This window comes from Streptomyces sp. NPDC107546 (genome assembly GCF_055639175.1).
The window spans coordinates 359,927-381,228 of the sequence record NZ_JBVKBA010000001.1 but is presented as its reverse complement, the minus strand read 5'-3'; the positions used below and the strand labels follow the sequence as shown (position 1 = coordinate 381,228).

Below are 21,302 nucleotides of genomic sequence, written 5' to 3'. Positions count from 1 at the left end.
CCATATGACTCGCTCGCCAGAGATCTCTGAGGCGGTTTTCGAGGACGTCAAGGCCGTCGTGGTGGTCACGCTGGGCATCGAGGACCGGGCCGATGACCTCGGGCCGGAGACGGGGCTGTACGGCAATCTTCCTGAGCTCGACTCGCTCACCGTCGTCAAGCTCATCGTCGCATTGCAGAAACGGTTCGGGATCGAGATCGAGACCGAAGAGATCGTCGGTGACACCTTCGACACCCTCGGGCGGCTCGCGGCCTTCGTGGAGTCCAAGGTGCGCTGAGAGGCGCTCCGCGGAGTCGAGTACCGAACCCGGCAGCACCTTTTCCGGCGGGCTCAGCTCACCGTAGTGCAGCGCGCCCCGTTCACCGTGAAGGCGCGCGGCTGCGCGTTGCCGCCGTGCCAGGAGGAGAGGAAGCCGACCGCGAACGTGCCGTTCGCGGCGACCTGCTTGTTGTAGTCGGCCGCCTTCGCGGTGACCTCGGGGCCGTCCTGGGTGTAGGTGCCGTCCCACATCTGCGTGATGTGCTGGCCGTCCTGGAACGTCCAGCGGATGCGCCAGTCGGCGAGCGCCCTGGTCGAGGTCACCGTGACGGTGGCCTGGAACCCGTCCGGCCACTGGTTGACCACCTCGTACTTCACCCGGCACGTCGGCGGGGTGGCCTTGTCGGGGCCGGAGGCGGTGGACGGGTCGGCGACCGGGCTCGTCGACGTGCCCTGCGGTTCGGTGTCGGAGTCCCCGCTCCTCGTCGCATTGTGGGAGCCCGCCGGACGGGAGGTGGCGGAGGCGCCGGCCGTGCCGTTGCCGGACGACGGGCCACCGGGCGACGAGGACAGCCCGGGCGCGGTGACCGACTGGCCGGTCACGGCGCTGCCCGCGGTGGTGTCGTCCCCGCCCGAGCTGCCCAGCTGCAGCAGCGAGACGGTGAGCGCGAGCGCGGACACGATCACGGCGGCGGCGAGGATCCCGGTGCGGCCGATCCGGGGTCGTGTCTGGGCGCCCACGGTGATGCCCCGGTCCGGGCCCGCGTCCGCGCGCCCGCCGCTCAGTCCGGCCTCCGCCGCCCGGCGGCGCCGCTCCAGATAGGCGAGCCCGCCCCAGCCGATCACCCCGCTGGCGAGTGCGGCGGGCGTGCCGCCGCCGTGCAGCCTGAGGCAGGCCGCCGCCTCCGCGCACTCCACGCAGGTCGCGAGGTGCCGGGAGAGGTCCTCGGGTGTCTCCGCGCCCGAGGAGCGGGTGACCGCGTCGAGCAGCCGGGCGTAGCTGCGGCAATCGGGGTCCATGGGCGTGTCGAGGTGGTTGCGCCGGCAACGGTCCCGGAACAGGGCGCGCACCTCGGCGAGTTCCCCGGCCGCGGCCGCCGGATCCAGGCCGAGCCGGCGGGCCACGTCGGGCAGCGGCATCGCCTCGACCTCCGCGAGCCACAGCAGGGCCGCGTCCGGCTCCTGCATGTCCTTCAGACCGCGCAGGGCGAGCGGGCGCTGGAGGGGCGGACCGGTGTAGCGGGCGGCGTTGTCGGAGTTGAGCCACAGCCGCAGGTCGGGGTCGAGGTGGTGCCCCCGGCCCTCCGTCTCCCAGGCCGCGGCGGTGGTGCGCACCGCGGTCAGCAGCAGGGGGATCCGGGGCAGGCGTGGCACGCGGCGCCCGGTGGCCTTCCCCTGGGCGTCGCCCGCGCGGACCTCCTGGATGCCGTGGGAGAACGCATCGGTGGCCAGCTGCCTGCCGACGGCCGAACCGGACGTGCACAGGTCGGCGTACGACAGGACCGCGTCCCAGCACTCCGAGAACAGTGCGGCCTCGGCGGCGTCCTGGGGGGTCGGCAGGTCAGGCATGGGGGCTCCTGCGTCAACTGCTTCCGCAAGCAAGGTCAACTCGCATGGAAAACAAGGGAGTTGAGGGCCTTCTCAACGACAGACCCAGAGCCTTTCACGGCTCCCACACAAGTGACAAGCGGCGTATTCAAATGCCGTTGCCGGTGGTTCGCGCTGTGGAGTTGTACGGATCACGGCCCCGCTGCGACTCGGCGCGCGGGGCACGTGATCGCATCGTTACGCGTGCGTCGGCGCTTCGACCCCTTCACCCACGACTTCCTCCGCCGGGAGACTGTCCATGAACGAACTGACGGAGAACACCGCCCGGCCCGGGCCGGGCGGGCCGTAGCCGGGGGGCGAGGAGAGGCCGAAGTCGTCCATGGTGGCGCGGTAGGCCTCCAGCAGCCGGATGTGGTACTCCAGCGGCGCGCCGTGCGGGTTGGCCTTGCCGAGCGGGGTCGTGGGCTCCGGGCACCAGGTGGTGAAGCGGGGCGTGATGCCGTGCGACATGAAGAAGCGCAGGCCCTCGGTGGTGGAGGCGATGGCCTCGTCGACCGTGGTGAAGCCGAAGGGCTCGGCCATCTCCACGCCCGCGACGAAGTTGGGGATCACGTTGCGCGCGCCGAAGACCTCCGCCGAGTCGAGGATGCGCCGGTGCCACTCGTCCCGGCCGACGTACCGCTCCTTGCCGGGGCAGTACAGCTCGAACAGGCGGCGGTCCCACACCTCGAAGTTGGGGTGGTAGATCTGGACGCCGTAGTCCTTGAACCGCTGCACGTCGTCCTTCGGCAGCGCCTGCGCGACGACCTTGCCGATCCAGCGTCCGGGGAAGCGCTCCTCGATGGCCTTGGCGTAGTGCCCGTAGAAGTCGGCCTCGTCGCGGCCGGCCACCTTGGAGGTGATCGCGCCGCCGGTGAGGGTGTAGGCCGTGGACGCCTTCTGGGTGTCGTAGCGGTCGATGATCTCGAGCGCCTCCAGCACCTCCTCGACGTCCTTCACACCCGTGTACGGCCGCCCGGCCGCCTTGTGCTGGCGCCAGTTGTGGTTGATGTCGCAGTACTGGCACTCCTCCTTGGCGCCGAAGTACTGGCAGACCCGGAAGACGGTCAGGTAGATCAGGTAGCCCCACTGGATGGTGGGGGCCACCTCCATCACGGACTTCCCGTTGGAGAGGGTGTGCCGGTAGTACTCCGGCATGGGCGGCACGCCGACGTCAGCGATCCGCCTGCCGTCGAGGTACAGCCCGAGCAGGCCCTCGTCGTCGGCGGCGACCCGGTACGGCGAGGCGGGGTTGACCCGTACGGAGACGACGGTCCGCCGCAGGTCGTAGGGGCCGCCGGTGAGGATGATCTCCTCGGGCGGACGGCGCAGCGCGGCCTCGCCCAGCTCCGGCAGGGTGCCGTGGTCGAAGGAGAAGATGAAGTACGACTTCGGCTTGACGTCACCGTCCTCGTTGTCGCTGAGCGCCGACTGGTCGAAGGCGACTCCACCCCGCAGCAGGTCCTCCTTGAAGACGGCCTCCCGCGGCACGTGCGGGAAACGCTCCATCAGGTCCTCGACCAGCGCGGTGCGACTGTCACCCATCCCGTTCTCCTCGCTCCCGGCGTGTATTGCTCGACTCCTCACGGTATGCCTCCGTCGGACGGCCGGACGTGCCGGGTCCCCGTCCGACGCGCACGTTGCCCACTTCTGCCGCTTTTCATCCTGTTCGCAGGTCGGGTTCAGCATGCGAACGGGTCTTGATCACCCGGTACCGTTCGGCTGGGATTCCGGTAGCCACTGGCATATCCCGGGGAGGGACGACGGCATGACCGAGACCGTGACCAACTGGGCCGGCAACATCACCTACGCCGCCAAGGAACTGCACCGCCCGCACTCGCTTCAGGCGCTGCGCTCGCTCGTCGCGGACAGCGCGGCCGTGCGGGTGCTCGGCAGCGGGCACTCCTTCAACCCGATCGCCGAACCGGGCGCCGACGGCGTCCTGCTCTCCCTCGCCGCCCTGCCGGACGAGGTCGACGTGGACACGGCGGCCCGCACGGTGCGCGTCGGCGGTGGGGTCCGGTACGCCGAGCTCGCGCGGGTGGTCCACGAGCACGGACTGGCGCTGCACAACATGGCCTCTCTGCCGCACATCTCGGTGGCGGGCTCGGTGGCGACCGGCACCCACGGCTCGGGCGTCGCCAACGGCTCGCTCGCCTCGGCCGTGCGCGAGGTGGAACTGGTCACCGCGGACGGGTCCACGGTACGGATCTCCCGGGGTGAGCCCCGCTTCGACGGTGCCGTGACCTCCCTCGGCGCGCTCGGCGTGGTGACGGCCCTCACCCTCGACCTGGAGCCGTCGTACGAGGTCGAACAGCACGTCTTCACCGAGCTGCCCCTGGAGGGCCTCGACTTCGAGACCGTGGCGGCGACCGCGTACAGCGTGAGCCTGTTCACCGACTGGCGCACCCCGGGCTTCAGGCAGGTGTGGCTCAAGCGCCGCACCGACCAGCCGCTGCCCGACTTCCCGTGGGCCTCCCCCGCCACCGAGGCGATGCACCCGGTGCCGGGCATGCCCGCCGTCAACTGCACCGAGCAGTTCGGCGTCCCGGGCCCCTGGCACGAACGGCTGCCGCACTTCCGGGCGGACTTCACCCCGAGCAGCGGCGCCGAGCTGCAGTCCGAGTATCTGCTGCCGCGCCCGTACGCGCCGGCCGCGCTGCACGCCCTCGACGCGATCCGGGCGACGGTCGCGCCCGTGCTGCAGACCTGCGAGGTGCGGACGGTGGCCGCCGACGCGCAGTGGCTGAGTCCGGCGTACGGGCGGGACACCGTGGCGCTGCACTTCACGTGGATCGAGGACACCGCGGCCGTGCTGCCCGTGGTGCGGCGCGTCGAGGAGGCGCTGGGCGGTTTGGAGGCACGGCCGCACTGGGGCAAGATCTTCACCGTGCCTCCGCAGGTGCTTCGCGAGCGCTACCCGCGGCTGGACGACTTCATGGCCCTGACGGCGGAGCTGGACCCCGCGGGCAAGTTCCGGAACGCGTTCGTGCGGGAGGCGCTCGGCCTTTGAGCCAGGGGCGCGTCCCACTTCATAAACCCCCTTTCCTAACCCCTTGTAGAAAGTCCGGCTCCGGCATAGGCTCCTGCCGCGCCGAGGCACGAGGCCTCGCCGTGACCTGGGGAGGATGGGGGACGTGCCGGTCAAGCGCACCTCACGCGACATTCGCACAGCGAACCGTTACGAGGTGCTGCGCCAGATCATCGCCCGCTCCCCCACGTCCCGTCAGGAGCTCGCTGCGGCGACCGGGCTCAGTCTGGCCACGGTCGCCACCCTCGTCGGTGAGCTGCTGGACCTCGGCATGCTCACCGAGGTCGGCTTCGAGGATTCGGCGGGCGGCCGGCCGCGCGGCCTGGTCGCGGTCAACGCGTCGGGGGGCGCGTTGATCGGCGTCGACATCGCGGAGACGTACGTCCGGGTCGAGCTGTTCGACCTGGCACTGAACATGCTCGCCCGCGCCGACGAGGACATGCGCCCCGGCGAGAACCGCCCCGAGCAGGTCGTCGCCCATGTCGCCGCGGCCGTCGGCTCGGTCGTCACCCAGGCCGGGGTGGAGGGCGCCCGCGTCCTCGGCGTCGGCGTGAGCGTCCCGGGCCAGGTCGACCGCGACCGGGGCGTGTCGGAGTACGCCCCGAACTGGGACTGGCACGACGTGCCGCTGCTCGACCTGCTCTCCGAGCACATCGCCTACCCGCTCTACCTGGACAACCCGCTGCGCGCCTGCGCGGTCGCCGAGCTGTGGTTCGGCGCGGCGCGCGGACGCGGGGACGCCGTGGTCGTCAATCTGGGCACGGGCGTGGGCGCCGGCCTGGCGCTGGGCGGCGGCCTGCACCGCGGGGTCAGCAACAGCGCCGGCGAGTGGGGCCACACCACGCTGGTGCTGGACGGGCGGCTGTGCCACTGCGGCAACCACGGCTGTGTGGAGACGTACGTCGGAGCGCCCGGCATCATGCTCAACCTGCGGGAGCTGAGCCCGCAGAGCCCCCTGCTGCATCCCGAGGACCAGACCGCCACGATCGACGCCCTCGCGCGCGGGGTCGCCGCGCAGGACCCGGTCGCGCTGAAGGTCGTGCGGGACACCGCCCGCTACCTCGGCGCCGGGATCGCCGACCTGGTCAACCTGCTGAACCCGGAGGTGGTCGTGCTCAGCAGCTGGGTCGCGGCCACGCTCGGCGAGCCGCTGCTGAACGAGGTGCGCGAGGCCGTCGCCCGGCACGCGCTGAAGCGGCCGTTCACGGCCACGGAGATCGTCCTGTCCCCGATCCCCACCGACCCGGTCTGCCTCGGAGCCGCGACCTTCGCCCTCGAAGGCGCGCTTCAGTCGGTCAGCCAGAGGCCCAGAAGCGCCACCCCCACAAGGAGCCGTACCGCACCACCTTCATGACGACGGAAGGGATGCACGTTGACGCGCACCGACAGATCCACGATCCGTTCCCTCCGCAGACCGGTCCTCGCGACAGCCGCATCGGCACTGGCTGTCACGGGCGCCCTGATCCGAGAAGGCGGTCAGGACGTCGGCCACGGAGAGCTGGGCCTCGGTCGGCAAGCCGGCCGTGAACGGCTCCACGGTCTCCGCCACGCTCGCCGCGCGCTCGATCACGACCTTCGTCCTCGACCAGCGCGGGCACGCCACGACGGCCGTGACGGGCGCCTGGAAGGGCGCGCAGTCCGGCAAGTGCCTGACGGCGAGCTCCGCGGGTACCGCGATCAGCACCTGCACGGGCGGGCCCGAGCAGTCCTGGTCGTACGGCGCGGACGGCGCCCTGAAGGGCGCGAACGGCTATCTGACCGCCGGAAGTTCGGGGCTCACCACCGCCACCGACCACACCGGTGACGCCACCCAGCGGTGGCTGCTCGACGCGAGCGGCCGGATCGTCAGCGAGGCGTCCGGGAAGTGCCTGGACGTCAGCGGTCAGGCGACCGCCGACGGCAGCAAAGTGATCCTGTACAGCTGCAACGGCGGCTCCAACGAGGCCTGGACCGGACAGTGACACCGCGGTAGCACCCCTCGGACCGAGGGCCGCCGGCACCCTGACCCGGCGGCCCTCACCCCCGGGACCCACCCCCCTGTTCGTCATTCCGAACCTGACACAACGTTTCGCGCAGGCTTCGTCCAACCCCTTGCTGAAGCCTTAGCCGAAGATCTAACGTCCCCGCACCGCATCTCCTTCGAACCACCTCGCGCTGAGCCGCAAGAGCCGCAGCCGCGCTTCGAGACAAGGACGTCAGCATGTCGGCAACGAGCAGCAGCAACTGGGACCGCCGATCAATCTTCCGGGCCGCCGCGGGCATTGCCGCCGCCGGCACCCTTGCCGCGTGCGGCAGCAACAACGGCCGGGGCGGGTCCGGCGGGTCCGGTTCGGGCAAGCAGCTGGTGCAGTACTTCCACGCCTACGGTGAGGCGGGGACGGAGCAGGCCATCAAGCGGTACGCCGCCGCGTACAAGAATGCCGACGTCAGCACGAGCTGGATCACCGGCAACAACTTCGAGTCGGCGCTCTTCGCGGCCCTGCTCAGCAGCAAGGCGCCCGATGTCTTCGAGTTCCACCCGCAGCTGCAGCTCGTCAAGAGCGGCCAGGTGGCGGACCTGAGCGACATCATCGACCCGGTCAAGGACGACTTCAACCCGAACGACATCAAGTCCCACACGGTCGACGGGAAGATCTACGGGCTCCGGATGATCGACGACCCGCAGTTCTTCTACTACCGCAAGTCGATGCTGGAGAAGGCCAAAGTCGACGTCCCCACCACCCTCGACGAACTGATCGAGGCCGCCGCCAAGCTCACCACGGGCAAGGTCAAGGGCCTCTTCCTCGGCAACGACTTCACAGCGATCCAGAACACCCTCATCTGGTCGGCCGGCGCCGACACCCTCGACGCCAAGAACCAGATCGCCTACCACACGGACGGCGTCGTCGAGGGTCTGAAGAAGCTGCGGACCCTGTTCACGAGCGGCAACGTGCTGCTGGACGCCCCGACCGACTTCTGGGACCCGTCCTCGCTCAACCAGGGCCTGTGCGCCATCCAGTGGGGCGGCATGTGGTCCATGCCGGCCATGCAGCAGGCTCTCGGCGACGACCTGGGCATCTTCCCGTTCCCGAAGATCGGCAGCGCCGGCAAGCAGTCGGTCTACAACGGCGGCTGGTCGATGTTCGTCAACGCCAAGGGCAAGAACGTGGACGCGGCCAAGGAGTACGTGAAGTGGCTGTGGATCGACCAGAAGCAGTACCAGGAGGACTGGGCCACCTCGTACGGCTTCCACATCCCGCCGCGCACCTCGATAGCCGGCCAGGCCACCAAGCTCAAGTCCGGTCTGCCGGCTGAGGGCGTCAAGCTCTTCACCGACTACGGCCGCTTCGACAACATCGCCTTCGACCAGACCATGCAGAACGCCTTCAGCGAGGTGCTCGCGTCTTCCGTCCGCAAGAACGGCAACCCCGAGGCCGCGCTCGACACCTGCGACAAGAAGGTCAACGTCGAGCTCAAGAAGCTCTTCGGATAGGCCGCCGGGAAGACCACGACCATGTCGACCACCACCACACGCGGGGTCGCCCAGCCCGCCCCGGCCAAGGCCTCCAAGGTCCGGCCGCGGCGGGGCCTGCGGGGCAATCCGACGCTCAACTTCTGGCTCTTCACCGGGCCGTTCCTCATCGGCCTGGCGATCTTCGTCTTCGTGCCGATCATCTGGTCCGTCTGGCTCAGCTTCTTCGACGCGCGCTACACCGTCACGCCGAGCCATTTCATCGGCTTCGACAACTACAAGCAGATCCTCACCAACAGCGACTTCCCCGGCTCGCTCCTGACGTTCACGGTGTTCGCCGCGTTCATCGTGCCGACCACCTGGGCGCTGTCGCTGGGTCTGGCGCTGCTGGTGAACCGGTTGCGGTTCATGCGGGCGTTCTTCCGGTCGGTGTTCTTCCTGCCGACCGCCGTGTCCTACGTCGCCGCCGCCCTGATCTGGAAGATGTCCATCTTCAGCGGCGTCCGCTTCGGACTGGCCAACACCGTCCTGAGCTGGTTCGGCGCCGACAACATCGCCTGGCTGTCCAACCCGACCCCGCCCTGGTACTGGCTGGTCATCGTGACCCTGCGACTGTGGATCCAGGCCGGCTTCTACATGATCCTCTTCCTGGCGGCGCTGCAGAACATCCCGCCCGAGCTGTACGAGGCCGCCGCCATCGACGGCGCCAAGCGGGGCTGGCAGACCTTCCGCCACATCACGCTGCCGCAGCTGCGGGCCACCTCGACCGCGGTGATCCTGTTGCTGCTCATCGCTGCCTACCAGGCGTTCGACGAGTTCTTCAACCTCATCGGGCAGAAGGCGACCTGGGCCCAGACACCGCTCATGGTGCTCTACAAAGCGGCTCTCGGCACAAGCCAGGACTACGGCGCCGGCAGTGCGGGCGCGGTCATCCTGTCATTGCTGATCTGCATCGTCACGCTGGCTCAGGGCAAGATCATGGGCTTCGGAGGGGGGGAGGAAAAATGACCACCAGCACACCGCACGTCGGCAAGAACCGCAAGAAGCGCGGAGGCGTCCTCGGCAACACCGGCCTGTACATCGCCGTCAGTGTCGCCGCCGTCCTCTTCCTGATCCCCTTCTACCTGATCATCCGCAACTCCCTGTCCACCGACCCGGAGATCACGGGCGAGAACTGGAAGCTGCTGCCCACTTTCCAGTGGGGCAACATCTCCGAGCTCTTCAACGACCCCACCGTCGAGTTCGGCCGCTCCTTGTGGAACTCCACGGTGATCGCCGTGCTGAGCACGATCGGCACCCTCCTGTTCTGCTCCATGGCGGGATACGGCCTCGCCCGCATCCCGTACAAGCACGCGAACAAGGTCTTCTACGCCGTTCTGGCGACCCTGATGGTCCCCACGGCCGTCACCTTCGTGCCCAGTTTCGTGCTGGTCTCCTCCCTCGGCTGGGTGGACACCTACCGCGGCATGATCATCCCGGGTCTGTTCAGTGGTTTCACCTGCTTCCTCTTCCGGCAGTACTTCCTCGGATTCCCGAAGGAACTGGAGGAGGCGGGACGCGTGGACGGACTCGGTTACTGGGGCGCGTACTGGCGGATCGTCGTACCCAACTCGCTGAACTTCTTCACGGCGATCGCCACCATCACCTTCATCAGCGGCTGGAACGCCTTCCTGTGGCCGCTGGTCATCGGTCAGGACCCGAGCGCCTGGACCGTGCAGGTCGCGCTTTCGTCGTTCATGACCAACCAGACCGTCAACTTCCATCTGATTTTCATGGCCACGGCCATTTCCATCCTGCCGCTGGTGTTCGTGTTCCTGTTCCTGCAGCGCTGGCTGGTGCAGGGCATCGCACAGACCGGTATCAAGGGCTGACACCCTCTTCTCACGACCTGGAGACCGATGACTTTCCGCACCCATTCCTCCACCGAATACGTCGAGGACGTCTCCCCGGGCAGCGGTACTCTGCCGCCCCGCGCCTGGTACGCGTCCTCGGACGCGGCGTCCCTCTCGCTGAACGGCAGCTGGCGGTTCCGCCTGTCGGCGACGGCGGACGCCGAGGACGACGCGTTCGCCGAGCCCGGATACGACACGGGGGACTGGGCGGAGGTCTCGGTCCCCGGCCACTGGGTTCTCCAGGGGCACGGCTCTCCCATCTACACCAACCACCTCTACCCCTTCCCGGTCGACCCGCCGCGCGTGCCGACGGAGAACCCGACCGGTGACCATCTGCGCGTCTTCGACCTGCCGTCCGACTGGCCGTCGGACGGCGGGGCGGTGCTCCGCTTCGACGGTGTCGAGTCCTGTGCCCGGGTGTGGCTGAACGGCACGGACATCGGGGAGTTCAAGGGCTCCCGGCTGCCGCACGAGTTCGCCGTCGGGCATCTGCTCAAGCCTGCCGGCAACGTGCTCGCCGTCCGGGTCCACCAGTGGTCGGCGGGCTCGTACCTGGAGGACCAGGACCAGTGGTGGCTGCCGGGCATCTTCCGGGACGTCACCCTGTTGCACCGTCCGGCGGGCGGTGTCCTGGACTTCTTCGTGCACGCCTCCTACGACCACACGACCGGCGAGGGCACGCTGAAGGTCGACTCGGACGTGGACGGCCGGGTGACCGTGCCCGCGCTGGACATCGATGTCGCCACCGGTGAGACCGTGACCGTGCCCGTCGAGCCGTGGACCGCTGAGACGCCGACGCTGTACGACGGCGTGCTGGCCACCGACGGCGAGCACGTGCCGCTCAGGATCGGTTTCCGGACCGTCGTCCTCGAGGACGGCCTGATCAAGGTCAACGGCAGGCCGGTCCTCTTCAAGGGCGTCAACCGGCACGAGTGGCACCCGGAGAACGGCCGCGCGCTGGACCTGGAGACGATGCGCGAGGACGTGCTGCTGATGAAGCGGCACAACATCAACGCGGTGCGCACCTCGCACTACCCGCCGCACCCGGCCTTCCTGGACCTGTGCGACGAGTACGGCCTGTGGGTCATCGACGAGTGCGACCTGGAGACCCACGGCTTCGTCGAGCAGGCCTGGCGGGACAACCCGGTCGACGACGACCGCTGGACCCCGGCGCTGCTCGACCGTGCCGCCCGTATGGTCGAGCGCGACAAGAACCACCCGTCGGTCGTGATCTGGTCCCTCGGCAACGAGGCCGGCACCGGGCGCGGGCTGACCGCGATGGCCGAGTGGATCCACGGGCGGGACTCCTCGCGGCTGGTGCACTACGAGGGGGACATCAACTGCCGTGACACGGACGTGTACTCGCGGATGTACGCGAGCCACGCCGAGGTGGAGCAGATCGGCCACGGACTGGACGGGGGCACCCACAAGCGCCGTGGGCTGCCCTTCATCCTCTGCGAGTACGGGCACGCCATGGGCAACGGCCCCGGTGGCATGGCCGACTACCAGCGGCTGTTCGAGTCCTACGACCGGCTCCAGGGCGGCTTCATCTGGGAGTGGATCGACCACGGCATCAAGCACCCGGAGCTGGGCTACGCCTACGGCGGCGACTTCGGCGAGGAGCTGCACGACGGGAACTTCGTCTGCGACGGTCTGCTGTTCCCGGACCGCGAGCCGTCGCCGGGCCTCGTCGAGTACAAGAAGGTGATCGAGCCGGTCCGCATGGAAGGCGACGGCGACGGCGGTACCGTGCGGATCCGCAACGTCCACGACTTCGCGGACCTCTCCGCACTCGCCTTCGAGTGGTCCTTCCAGGTCGACGGCGAAACCGTGGAGTCGGGTTCGCTGTCGGTGCCGGTGCTCGCGGCCGGAGAGTCGGCGGAGGTCAAGCTGCCCGAGCCGCCCGGAGTGCGCCGCGGTGAGACGCAGTGGACGGTGCGGGCGGTGCTGGCGTCGGACACCACGTGGGGCGCGAAGGGCCACCAGGTGGCGTGGGGCCAGTTCCCGGTCACCGGACGTGTGCCGGTCCCGGCCGCCGCGGGCACGGCTCCCGTGCTCACCGACGGCCGGATCACCCTCGGCCCCGGCACCTTCGACGCTCGCACGGGCGCGCTGACGGCCGTCGGCGGCGTGGACGTGACCGGCCTGCGCCTGGACGTCTGGCGGGCCACCACCGACAACGACGACGGCGCCGAGTGGCAGACCGACCTCCGCCACGGCTTCATGTGGCGCAAGCTGGGCCTGCACCGCATGCGGCACCGTCTGGACGCGGTGGAGCTCGGCGACGGGGCACTGACCGTGCGGACCCGGGTGGCGCCCGCCGCCTGGGAGGTGGGCCTCGCCACCGTGTACCGCTGGTCGTCGGACGGGGAGAGGCTGCGGCTGGCCGTGTCCGTCACACCCGAGGGCGACTGGACGGTGCCGCTGCCCCGGCTCGGCATCCGGTTCGGGCTGTCCGGCGCGGCGGACCGGGTCACCTGGTTCGGGGGCGGCCCCGGCGAGGCCTACCCGGACACCAGGTCGGCCGCTCAGCTGGGCCGTTGGGAGTCCACGGTCGACGCCCTGCAGACGCCGTACGTGCGCCCGCAGGAGAACGGCGCCCGGGCCGACGTCCGCTGGGCGGAGATCGGCGGGCTGCGCATCGAGGGCGACCCGGAGTTCTTCTTCAGCGCCCGGCGCTGGACGACAGAGCAGCTGGACGCCGCCCGGCACCGCACCGACCTCACGCCCGGCGACACGGTGTGGGTCAACCTCGACCACGGCCAGCACGGCATCGGTTCCCAGTCGTGCGGTCCCGGCCCGCTGCCGCAGTACTTCCTGCGGGCCGAGCCCGCGGATTTCTCCTTCGTGTTCTCGGAGGTCAGTTGACGGACACGGTCCTGAGGACCTCCGCGGCCGGACGGCTGTTCAGTCGTCCGGCCGCGGCCGCGTCCTGCGCGGGTTTCGTCCTCATCGGCATGCTCCAGGCGCTCTACGGTCCGGCGGTCCCCGGCCTGCGCGCCGAGTACGGCCTGTCGCCGTCGGGCGCCGGTCTCGGCCTGAGCCTGCACTTCACGGGCGGCGTCGCCGGCGTCCTCGCCTTCAACGCCATCCACTCCCGGATCAGCAACCGGACGCTGCTGGGGGCGAGTTACGGGCTGACGGCGGCGGGCGGCGCGGCGTTCGCGCTCGCCCCGAGCTGGCCGCTCGCCCTGGCCGCCGCCTTCCTCGTCGTCCCGCTCACGCTGAGGTACGCCCCCGAGCGCATCCTCACCGTGTGCGCGGCCGGGATGACGGCGTGTCTGCTGATGTCGCTCGTAAAAGGTGTGGCGCCGGTGGCCTATGCGGGTGTTGGCTTGTTCATTGCGCCCGTCTTCCCCACCGGCCTGCCCTGGCTGAACCGGGCTCTTCCCCAGGCACAGCGCGCCGGCGCCTGGGTCATCGCCGCGTCGATGGTCGGCGGGGTGGCGGCGCCACCCCTGCTGGGCCTGGGCATCGAGGCCTCTGGCATCCATGCCGTTCCCTGGCTGCTGACAGCGTTGTCGGCCGCCTCGCTCGCGGCGACCGTACGGCTGATCCAACTGACCCGGAGGTTCGTCGAGTGAGCGGGAGCATCGAGGTCCGCGGACTGACCCGCACCTTCCTCACCACCGTCCGCCGCCCCGGTTTCACGGGCGCCCTGCGTTCCCTGGTCAACCCGGAAAAGGTGACCAAACACGCCGTCACGGACATCACCTTCGACGTGGCGCCGGGCGAACTGCTCGCCCTGCTCGGCCCCAACGGCGCAGGCAAGTCCACCGCGATCAAGATGCTGACCGGCATCCTCACCCCCACGGCCGGCCAGGCCCGGGTCGCGGGCGTGGTGCCGTACGAGGAGCGCGAGCGCAACGCGCGCAACATCGGCGCGGTGTTCGGGCAGCGCACCCAGCTGTGGTGGGACCTGCCGGTGCGTGAGTCGTTCGCGATCCTGCGCGACATCTACGAGGTGCCGAAGGCCGACCACGCGGCACGACTCAAGGAGTTCGACGACCTGCTCGATCTCTCCTCCTTCTGGGACACGCGGGTTCGGCATCTCTCGCTCGGCCAGCGGGTGCGCTGCGACCTGGCGGCGGCGCTGCTGCACGACCCGCCGGTGGTGTTCCTCGACGAGCCGACGATCGGCATGGACGTGGTGGTCAAGGAACAGGTGCGGGAGTTCCTGCGGCACCAGGTGGAGGAGCGCGGCCGGACCGTGCTGCTGACCACGCACGACATGACGGAGGTCGAGCGGCTGGCCGAGCGGGTGGTGCTGGTCAACCACGGGCGGCTGGTGCTGGACGGCACCCTGGACGAGATCCGCCGGAGGTTCGGCTCGACGTGGCAGGTGCGGGCGACCCTCGCCGATCCGCACGCGACGGTCGAGCCGCTGCCGGGGATCGCACTGCTGCGGCGGGAGGGACCGCAGGCGGTGTTCGGCCCGGACGGGTCGGGTGCGCCGACGGTCCACCAGGCGCTGAAGCAGATCATCGAGCGGTACGAGGTCACGGACCTCGGGATCGACGAGGCGGACCTGGAGGACGTGATGCGCGCGGCCTACGTCCAGGCGGCATACCCGGCGGAGTTCCAGGCCGAGGGGGTCTGATGGCCGTCCTGCACGCCTGGCGCGCCGCCCGGGTCACCCCGCTCGGCGAGCTGCTCACCCCGCCCCGCATCACGGCCGCCCTGCTGCGGCTGACCGTGCAGGTCGTGCTCGTGGCGTCGCTGTGGCGCGGCCTGTACCAGGCGACCGGCACGACCGCCGGGCTGGACCGCGACCAGGCGGTCACCTACGCGGTGCTCGCGGTTCTCGCCTCCCGGCTGCGGGAGCTGGACCAGTACGCGGGCCGGGACTCGGTGCTCCAGCACATGCACTTCGGCACGATCGTGTACTGGTACCTGCGCCCGCTGCCGCCCCAGCGCTACTACGCGCTGCGGGCGATGGGCGAGCAGCTGTACGGTCTGGTGTGGGCACTGGCCGGATACGCGGTCTGTCTCGCGGCGGGAGTGGTGGAACCCCCTAAGTCGGCGTCCGTTGTCGGGGTGTTCGCGCTGAGCCTGCTGCTCGGCCAGTGGGTGCTGCACTACGTCACGCTGGTCATCGATCAGCTGTGCTTCTGGACGCTGCGCAACACCGCGGCGATGCTGATCCTCCTCTTCGCGCAGAACCTGCTGTCCGGGGTGTACGCGCCGCTGTGGTTCTTCCCGCACTGGTTCGTCACGATGAGCGGATTCCTTCCGTTCCAGGCGACGCTGAGCGTGCCGCTGTCCCTGTACGTGGGTCGCATCCCGCTGTCCGACGCGGGTGCGCAACTCGCCGTCCAGGCGGGGTGGGTGGTGGCCCTGTCCCTGTTCACCCGGCTGCTGTGGCGGCGGGCCGCCCGGCGTGTCATCTCGCAGGGAGGCTGACCGTGTCGGTGAAGGCGTTGCGCATCGCATGGCGGATCACCCGTCTCAACTTCCGTGCCCAGCTGGAGTACCGAACCGAGTTCCTGATGATGATCGCCATCGGTGCCGTCTGGCAGGTTTCGGTGATCGTGTTCGCGACGGTGCTACTGACCCGGTTCACCGGGATGGGCGGCTGGGACAGTTCGGACGTGCTCCTCATCCCGGCGACGCGGATGCTGGCGCACGGCCTGTTCGTGCTGTTCCTTGGCCGGGTACACGGACTGGGCCGGCACATCCAGGAGGGCAGGATCGACGCGTACCTGCTGCGCCCCATGCCCGTGTACCGCCAGGTCCAGCTGCAGTTCTTCCCCACCAACGCCATCGGTGACCTGACGGTGGCGGCGGGCCTGATGGCGGGCGCGCTCGGCCGCAGCCAGCTGGACTGGACGGCGGGCAGGATCACCTACCTGATCCTCTCGCTCGTCGGCGGCATGCTCCTGGAGGCTGCCCTGTTCACGGCGGTGGCCTGTGCGTCACTGCGGTTCCCGGCCGCCGACTACTGGGGTCGCTGGCTGGAGGAGCTCCTGGGCACCTTCGGCAGCTATCCGCTGAACGTCCTGCCGAAGGCGGTGGGGGGCTTTCTGACCTTCGGCCTGCCGCTCGCGTTCGTGGCGTACTTCCCGGCGGCGGTGCTGACCGGCCACGGCCACGACACCGGCGCCCCGTACTGGCTGGCGGCGGCCTCACCGCTGCTCGGGCTGCTGGCGTATCTGGGGTCGCGGCTGCTGTGGCGCTGGAGCCTTGGGCACTACACGGGGGTGAACGGCTGAGAGCCTGTGGGTGTCACAGGCTCTGACGACGCCGGGGCCGCTCAGGCGGCCTCGGCGGCCGTCTCCGGGTCCCGGGTCCGTACGGGTGTGAGCAGGGCCAGGGCCGCGATGCCCACGCAGCAGGACCCGGCCACCGCCCCCACCGCCGCCGTGCCGTGGTGCTGGGCCCCCCAGGTGAGCACGGCCGCGCCGACCGGGGCCGCCGCGTAGTGGAGCGTCCAGAACGCGGAGGTGACCCGGCCCAGCAGGTGCTCGGGGGTCACCTGCTGGCGCAGGGACATGGAGCAGGTCCCGGCGATGCTGACGCATCCGAGGAACGCCGCCATGAGGAAGGCGACGGCCGGTACGTGACGGGCCCAGCCGATGCCGGCGAGCGCGCAGCCGCAGACGGTCACGGCCCCGATCCAGGTGGGCCCGAAACCGAGCCCCTGCCGTACGCGTGCCACCAGCAGGGCCCCGGCGATGGTTCCCAGAGCGCCGACCGCGAGGACGGTGCCGACGGTGCCGTCGCTCTGCCCGAGGTCGTGCTTGAGGTGGTAGATGAGCACGTCGTTGAGGCCCAGCTCCAGAAAGCTGAACAGGGACAGCAGCACGGTCAGGGCGCGCAGCACCGGGTGGCGCCACAGGAAGGACGCCCCCGCCAGCAGGTCCTTCCACAGTCCCCGCCGGGTCGCTGCCGCATCGGGCGGCGGGGACTGCCGGAGCCGTACAAGGGTGAGGCAGACCGCCGACACGCCGAAGCTCACCGCGTCCACCGCGACGGCTCCGGCCGGCCCCGTCCACGCGGCCACGACACCCGCGCCGAGCGGGCCGACCACCCCCGCCGCCGCGGCCGTCGCGTTCAGCCGGCCGTTCGCGGCGGTGATCCGCTCGCCGTCGACCAGGCCCCGCACCACGGTGACGTACGCGACCGAGAACACCATTCCGACCGCCTCGCACAGCGGCAGCACCGCGTACAGCAGCCAGACCCGCGGTCCGGCGAGCCACACGAGGGGAACCAGCCCGTACAGCACCATCCGCACCAGGTCGCAGGCGATCAGCAGCTTCCTGCGGTCCAACCGGTCCACCACCACACCGGCGAACACCCCGGCCAGCACCGACGCCGCACCTCCGACCGCCGTCAACAGCCCCATGCGAGCGACGGACCCGGTCGCCTCCAACACCAACAGCGGCAGCGCGATCAGGGCGAAGGAGTCACCGAGGACGGAGAGGGTCTGCGCGGCCCAGAAGATCCCGAAGTCCCGGTTCCGCCCCGGCGATCCCGCACCTTCGGCCTCCCGCACCGGCAGCTCCCCCCGCACACACACGTTCGAGCGTGACGAACGATCAAGAGGTACCACCGTACGCCGACCCGGCCGCGGCCTGGCGCCGTCTCACCACGCTCGTGCCGTCTGCGACACGGCGACCTTTCCGTTGGGGCGGCCATGGGCGACGGTGGCCGACGGCGTGCCGTCGAACGGCATCGTGTTCCGCCTGCACGGGCCAGTCCAACGGCCTCAACCCGAACGCCTGACGCTCACCTCCGCCCAGACCACCTTGTACGGGCAACCCGGCCGCGGTTCCGTGCCCCACCGCTCGCAGACCGCGGCCACGAGCCTGAGCCCGTACCCGCCTTCGCCGTCCGGTTCCCGCAGCACGGGCAGCCGTTCACTCCGCGCGTCGGCCACCTCGACACGTACGACACCGGTGCCCTGCCACAGCAGCCGGACCCGGAAGTCACGACCGGGGACGCGGCCGTGCCGGACGGCGTTGGCGGCGAGTTCGGCGACGACCAGGGCCACGTTCCGGCCGGCGTCGCTGTCGTACGGGAACCCCCACGCGTCCAAGCGGTGCGCCACGAGCCGCCGCGCGAGCCGGGCACCTCTCGGTGTAGAGCTGAACAGCTGGGTGAACGTACGTACGGTGACGGGTGCTTGAAGCTCGGGATCTGCGTGCATGGTCCGACGGTTCCGCAGGTCACAGGGGCATGACCAGGCGCGGCACTCGTACGCTGCACACCGTACGAGTTCACGGCGTGGACAGTGGGAGTCACGGTGCGTGACTCTGGGGGCACTTGCGGGGTTGTCACCAGTGCACGGGGGGTTACGCCAATGACCGAAAGCACCATCAGCAGCACGACCACGCCCACGAGCGAGCCCGAACCGTCCGACAGCATGAAGGCGTTCGGGGCGGCACACAAGGCGTTCCGCAAGCGGGCGGGCTACACGCAGGAGGAGTACGCGCCACTCGTCGGCTACCAACCGGCGACGGTGGCGTCCATCGAACAGGGCCGACGCTTCCCGCCGCGCGCCTTCGTCGAGCGGGCGGAAGAGGTACTGGACGCGTTCGGGGCGCTGCGCGGGGTCTACAAGCATGTGGGGCGCGAGGCAGGGCTGGCGTCGTGGTTCCGCAAGTGGGCGGACCTGGAGGAGCAGGCGATCAGTCTGTACACGTACGAGTGCCGGTTGGTGCCGGGGCTTCTACAGACGGAGGCGTATGCGCGCACACTGTTCGACGAGCAGGTGCCTGTGCTGACCGACTCGCAGATCGAGGCTCAGCTCGCCGCCCGCGAGGAGCGCCAGCGCCTGCTTGTCGAGCGGCCCAACACTGCGTACAGCTTCATCATCGAGGAGTACGTCATCCAACGGGAGACCGGCGGTCGGGACGTCACTCGTGAACTCATCGACCACATCCTGGAGATCACGAAACGCCGAAACGTGGAGGCACAGTTGCTGCCTATGGGCCTGGGGGCCCACGCGGGCATGGCGGGCCCGATCCAGTTGCTCGAGACCCCAGAGAACGAATGGTTCGGGTATTGCGAAGGGCAGCGAAGCGGCCAGTTCGTCGCCGACCCGAAATCGATCAGTGTGCTCCACATGCGTTATGCGAAACTGCGCTCACAGGCTCTTTCCCCGGGCGACTCCCGGAGCCTGCTGGAGCGGATGCGAGGAGCGCTATGAGCACCACCGAACTGGCCTGGTTCAAGAGCAGCTACAGCAGCAGCGGTGACGGCGACTGCGTCGAAGTAGCCACCCGCCCCACCACCATCCACGTCCGCGACTCGAAGAACGCCACCGGCCCGCAGCTCACCCTCTCCCCCACCGCCTGGTCGGAGTTCATAGAGTTCGCCACAGGCGAATGACGCAGCGCCCACGCCGACCGCAGGGACCCTAACGCGCCCGGGCGGTGACGAGACGGGCGTCCACGTCGACGACACCGTCGACGCCCTGGCACAACCCCACCATCACCGGTCCGAGGCGCGGCTCCGGCACCTGGCCCCGCAGGGTGACGGCACCCTCCCGGACCTCGACCGCGATGGTCCCCTCGTCCAGACCGAGGATGCGTCCCAGGACATCCTGCTCGACCTCGTTGCGAATCTCGACATCGGGGCGAATGAAGGCGTCCAGCAGGTCGCTGCGGCTGACGATGCCGGTGAGCAGGCCGTTGTCGTCGACGACCGGCAGTTGCTTCACGTGCCGCCTGCGGAGTTCCCGCGCGGCCCGGGGGATCGTCCAGTCGGCGCGGGCGGTGTGAACGGGACTGCTCATGAGCGCGCCCGCCGCCCGGGCCCGCGCCTTTCCCCAGGCACGTTCGTCGTCCCCGTCCCGCCCCCGCGGGTCCGGCATCCCGGTCTCGTGCCGCAGCACGTCGGAGGCGGACACGACACCGATGGGAGCGCCGTCCTCGTCGACGACCGGTGCCGCGGCGATGTCGTTCGCGTCCAGCAGGGCGGCGACCTCGTGGAACGATGCGTCGGGGCGCAGGGTGACCACCTCCTCGGTCATCACGTCACCGACCGTGCGGCGGTGCAGCATGACATCAGCCTCCTCCACGATGCGACGAGGCGGCAGCGGTCGGACCGCCGGAGCGGACGGCGCACGACGCGTCGCCCCCGCCGCCCCCGCCGGCACGTCCACGCCGTTCCACCCACCCATCACAACACCATGCCGCGCGAGCGACCAGTGCCGTTCGGCCTGGCACCGCAATCCGCGCGCGAGTGGGCCCTACCTAGGCTAGGCTGCTGCCTAGGACCCCTAGGTTTAAGGACTTGCCATGCCCCGTGCCGGACTCACCGTCGAGCGGATCGTCGCGGCGGCAGCCGACCTCGCGGACGAGGCCGGCTTCGAGAACGTCACCGTCTCCGCACTGGCCCGCCACTTCGGGGTGAAGGACGCCAGCCTGTACTCGCACGTCAGAAACGTTCAGGACCTGCGCACCCGCGTCGCGCTCCTCGCCGGCGGCGAGATGATCGACGACATCGCCGCCGCCGTCGCCGGGCGCGCCGGCAAGGAGGCGCTGGCCGCCTTCGCCGGCGCCTACCGGGAGTACGCCCACCGGCACCCGGGACGGTACGCGGCCACCCAGATCCGCATCGACCAGTCGCTCGCGGCCGACTCCCCGGCCATGCAGCGCACCGCCGAGATCACCTACGGCATGCTCCGCGCCTACGGCCTTGACGAGCCCGATCTCACCGACGCCGTACGCCTGCTGCGCAGCACTTTCCACGGTTACTGCGCCCTGGAGGCGACCGGCGGATTCGGTGCTCCCCGCGACGTGGAGGCGTCCTGGAGCAAGGCCGTCGACGCCCTGCATGTCGCATTGGAGAACTGGCCCCGTGAGGAGACCGAGGACCATGACTGACCTCCATTACGACGTGCGCGGCAGCGGTCCCGTGCTGCTCGTCGTCCCCGGTGGCGCCGGGCACCCCATGGGGCTCGACCGCATGACGGACCACCTCGCCGTGACATCACCGCCCAGACGGCCGCCTCCGCACGTCTCACCCTCGGCGCCGGAGTCGACTCCCGCCATGGGCTCCTCCACCGCACGTCCACGTCGGCGGCCGGGTTGACCGGCGCGGCGTTCCCGGAGTTCCCGGGCGGCCATGTGGGCAT

The 21,302-nt window shown here is 70.1% G+C and carries 21 protein-coding genes; 16 read left to right on the top strand and 5 right to left on the bottom strand.

From position 1 onward, the window contains the following. The first annotated feature begins 4 nt into the window (after nt 1–4). A complete protein-coding gene (locus ACZ7L1_RS01630; RefSeq protein WP_471433261.1) occupies nt 5–277 on the top strand; it encodes an acyl carrier protein in 273 nt (90 codons plus the stop codon). A 53-nt stretch (nt 278–330) separates the two neighbouring features. Here ACZ7L1_RS01630 and ACZ7L1_RS01625 read toward each other — a convergent pair whose 3' ends face one another. Both ACZ7L1_RS01625 and ACZ7L1_RS01620 read right to left on the bottom strand, forming a co-directional pair. Beyond that, nucleotides 331–1,827, bottom strand: coding sequence for a cellulose binding domain-containing protein (locus ACZ7L1_RS01625; protein WP_471433260.1), 1,497 nt, complete (start codon nt 1,825–1,827; stop codon nt 331–333). A 216-nt stretch (nt 1,828–2,043) separates the two neighbouring features. Then, nucleotides 2,044–3,390, bottom strand: coding sequence for a radical SAM protein (locus tag ACZ7L1_RS01620; protein ID WP_471433258.1), 1,347 nt, complete (start codon nt 3,388–3,390; stop codon nt 2,044–2,046). Between the two features lie 223 nt (nt 3,391–3,613). Here ACZ7L1_RS01620 and ACZ7L1_RS01615 point away from each other — a divergent pair, with 223 nt between their 5' ends. The 11 genes from ACZ7L1_RS01615 (at nt 3,614) to ACZ7L1_RS01565 (ending at nt 16,431) form a co-directional block, all read left to right on the top strand. Then, a complete protein-coding gene (locus ACZ7L1_RS01615) occupies nt 3,614–4,858 on the top strand; it encodes an FAD-binding protein (RefSeq protein WP_471433257.1) in 1,245 nt (414 codons plus the stop codon). 115 nt (nt 4,859–4,973) lie between these two features. Next, complete coding sequence (locus tag ACZ7L1_RS01610) at nt 4,974–6,230, top strand: ROK family transcriptional regulator (protein WP_471433256.1); 1,257 nt, start codon at nt 4,974–4,976, stop codon at nt 6,228–6,230. Nucleotides 6,231–6,399: 169 nt separating this feature from the next. After that, complete coding sequence (locus ACZ7L1_RS01605) at nt 6,400–6,837, top strand: RICIN domain-containing protein (protein ID WP_471433255.1); 438 nt, start codon at nt 6,400–6,402, stop codon at nt 6,835–6,837. Between the two features lie 239 nt (nt 6,838–7,076). Further along, a complete protein-coding gene (locus ACZ7L1_RS01600) occupies nt 7,077–8,348 on the top strand; it encodes an ABC transporter substrate-binding protein (protein WP_471433254.1) in 1,272 nt (423 codons plus the stop codon). A 21-nt stretch (nt 8,349–8,369) separates the two neighbouring features. Then, nucleotides 8,370–9,335, top strand: a complete 966-nt coding sequence (locus ACZ7L1_RS01595; protein WP_471433253.1) for a carbohydrate ABC transporter permease — start codon at nt 8,370–8,372, stop codon at nt 9,333–9,335. Beyond that, complete coding sequence (locus ACZ7L1_RS01590) at nt 9,332–10,198, top strand: carbohydrate ABC transporter permease (RefSeq protein ID WP_471433252.1); 867 nt, start codon at nt 9,332–9,334, stop codon at nt 10,196–10,198. Before ACZ7L1_RS01595 ends, ACZ7L1_RS01590 begins: the two co-directional genes overlap by 4 nt. 27 nt (nt 10,199–10,225) lie before the next feature. Further along, nucleotides 10,226–13,087: a glycoside hydrolase family 2 TIM barrel-domain containing protein gene (locus ACZ7L1_RS01585; protein WP_471433251.1), complete on the top strand. Its 2,862-nt coding sequence runs from the start codon at nt 10,226–10,228 to the stop codon at nt 13,085–13,087. Next, nucleotides 13,084–13,803: a hypothetical protein gene (locus ACZ7L1_RS01580; protein WP_471433249.1), complete on the top strand. Its 720-nt coding sequence runs from the start codon at nt 13,084–13,086 to the stop codon at nt 13,801–13,803. The genes ACZ7L1_RS01585 and ACZ7L1_RS01580 overlap by 4 nt, the downstream gene beginning before the upstream one ends. After that, on the top strand, nt 13,800–14,819 hold the full coding sequence (locus ACZ7L1_RS01575; RefSeq protein ID WP_471433248.1) for an ABC transporter ATP-binding protein: 1,020 nt from the start codon (nt 13,800–13,802) through the stop codon (nt 14,817–14,819). The genes ACZ7L1_RS01580 and ACZ7L1_RS01575 overlap by 4 nt, the downstream gene beginning before the upstream one ends. After that, the gene (locus tag ACZ7L1_RS01570; protein ID WP_471433246.1) at nt 14,819–15,622 is read left to right on the top strand and encodes an ABC-2 family transporter protein; all 804 of its coding nucleotides are present in this window, start codon (nt 14,819–14,821) and stop codon (nt 15,620–15,622) included. Before ACZ7L1_RS01575 ends, ACZ7L1_RS01570 begins: the two co-directional genes overlap by 1 nt. A gap of 8 nt (nt 15,623–15,630) precedes the next feature. Then, nucleotides 15,631–16,431, top strand: a complete 801-nt coding sequence (locus tag ACZ7L1_RS01565; RefSeq protein ID WP_471433526.1) for an ABC transporter permease — start codon at nt 15,631–15,633, stop codon at nt 16,429–16,431. Nucleotides 16,432–16,472: 41 nt separating this feature from the next. On the opposite strand, the gene ACZ7L1_RS01560 is transcribed toward ACZ7L1_RS01565, so the two are convergent. Both ACZ7L1_RS01560 and ACZ7L1_RS01555 read right to left on the bottom strand, forming a co-directional pair. Next, entirely contained in the window at nt 16,473–17,714 is a 1,242-nt protein-coding gene (locus ACZ7L1_RS01560; RefSeq protein WP_471433244.1) for an MFS transporter, read from the bottom strand. Between the two features lie 213 nt (nt 17,715–17,927). Next, on the bottom strand, nt 17,928–18,368 hold the full coding sequence (locus ACZ7L1_RS01555) for an ATP-binding protein (RefSeq protein WP_471433242.1): 441 nt from the start codon (nt 18,366–18,368) through the stop codon (nt 17,928–17,930). A gap of 153 nt (nt 18,369–18,521) precedes the next feature. Between ACZ7L1_RS01555 and ACZ7L1_RS01550 the strand changes: the two genes are divergently transcribed. Together ACZ7L1_RS01550 and ACZ7L1_RS01545 are read left to right on the top strand one after the other, a co-directional pair. Beyond that, complete coding sequence (locus ACZ7L1_RS01550; protein ID WP_471433239.1) at nt 18,522–19,370, top strand: helix-turn-helix domain-containing protein; 849 nt, start codon at nt 18,522–18,524, stop codon at nt 19,368–19,370. Beyond that, nucleotides 19,367–19,552, top strand: coding sequence for a DUF397 domain-containing protein (locus ACZ7L1_RS01545; protein WP_471433237.1), 186 nt, complete (start codon nt 19,367–19,369; stop codon nt 19,550–19,552). Before ACZ7L1_RS01550 ends, ACZ7L1_RS01545 begins: the two co-directional genes overlap by 4 nt. A 28-nt stretch (nt 19,553–19,580) precedes the next feature. On the opposite strand, the gene ACZ7L1_RS01540 is transcribed toward ACZ7L1_RS01545, so the two are convergent. Then, nucleotides 19,581–20,225 carry a CBS domain-containing protein gene (locus ACZ7L1_RS01540; protein WP_471433236.1) on the bottom strand — a complete coding sequence of 215 codons (645 nt, stop codon included), beginning with the start codon at nt 20,223–20,225 and terminating at the stop codon, nt 19,581–19,583. Nucleotides 20,226–20,463: 238 nt separating this feature from the next. Here ACZ7L1_RS01540 and ACZ7L1_RS01535 point away from each other — a divergent pair, with 238 nt between their 5' ends. Further along, a complete protein-coding gene (locus ACZ7L1_RS01535) occupies nt 20,464–21,051 on the top strand; it encodes a TetR/AcrR family transcriptional regulator (RefSeq protein ID WP_471433234.1) in 588 nt (195 codons plus the stop codon). Then, a complete protein-coding gene (locus ACZ7L1_RS01530) occupies nt 21,044–21,259 on the top strand; it encodes a hypothetical protein (protein WP_471433233.1) in 216 nt (71 codons plus the stop codon). The genes ACZ7L1_RS01535 and ACZ7L1_RS01530 overlap by 8 nt, the downstream gene beginning before the upstream one ends. Nucleotides 21,260–21,302: the final 43 nt, after the last annotated feature.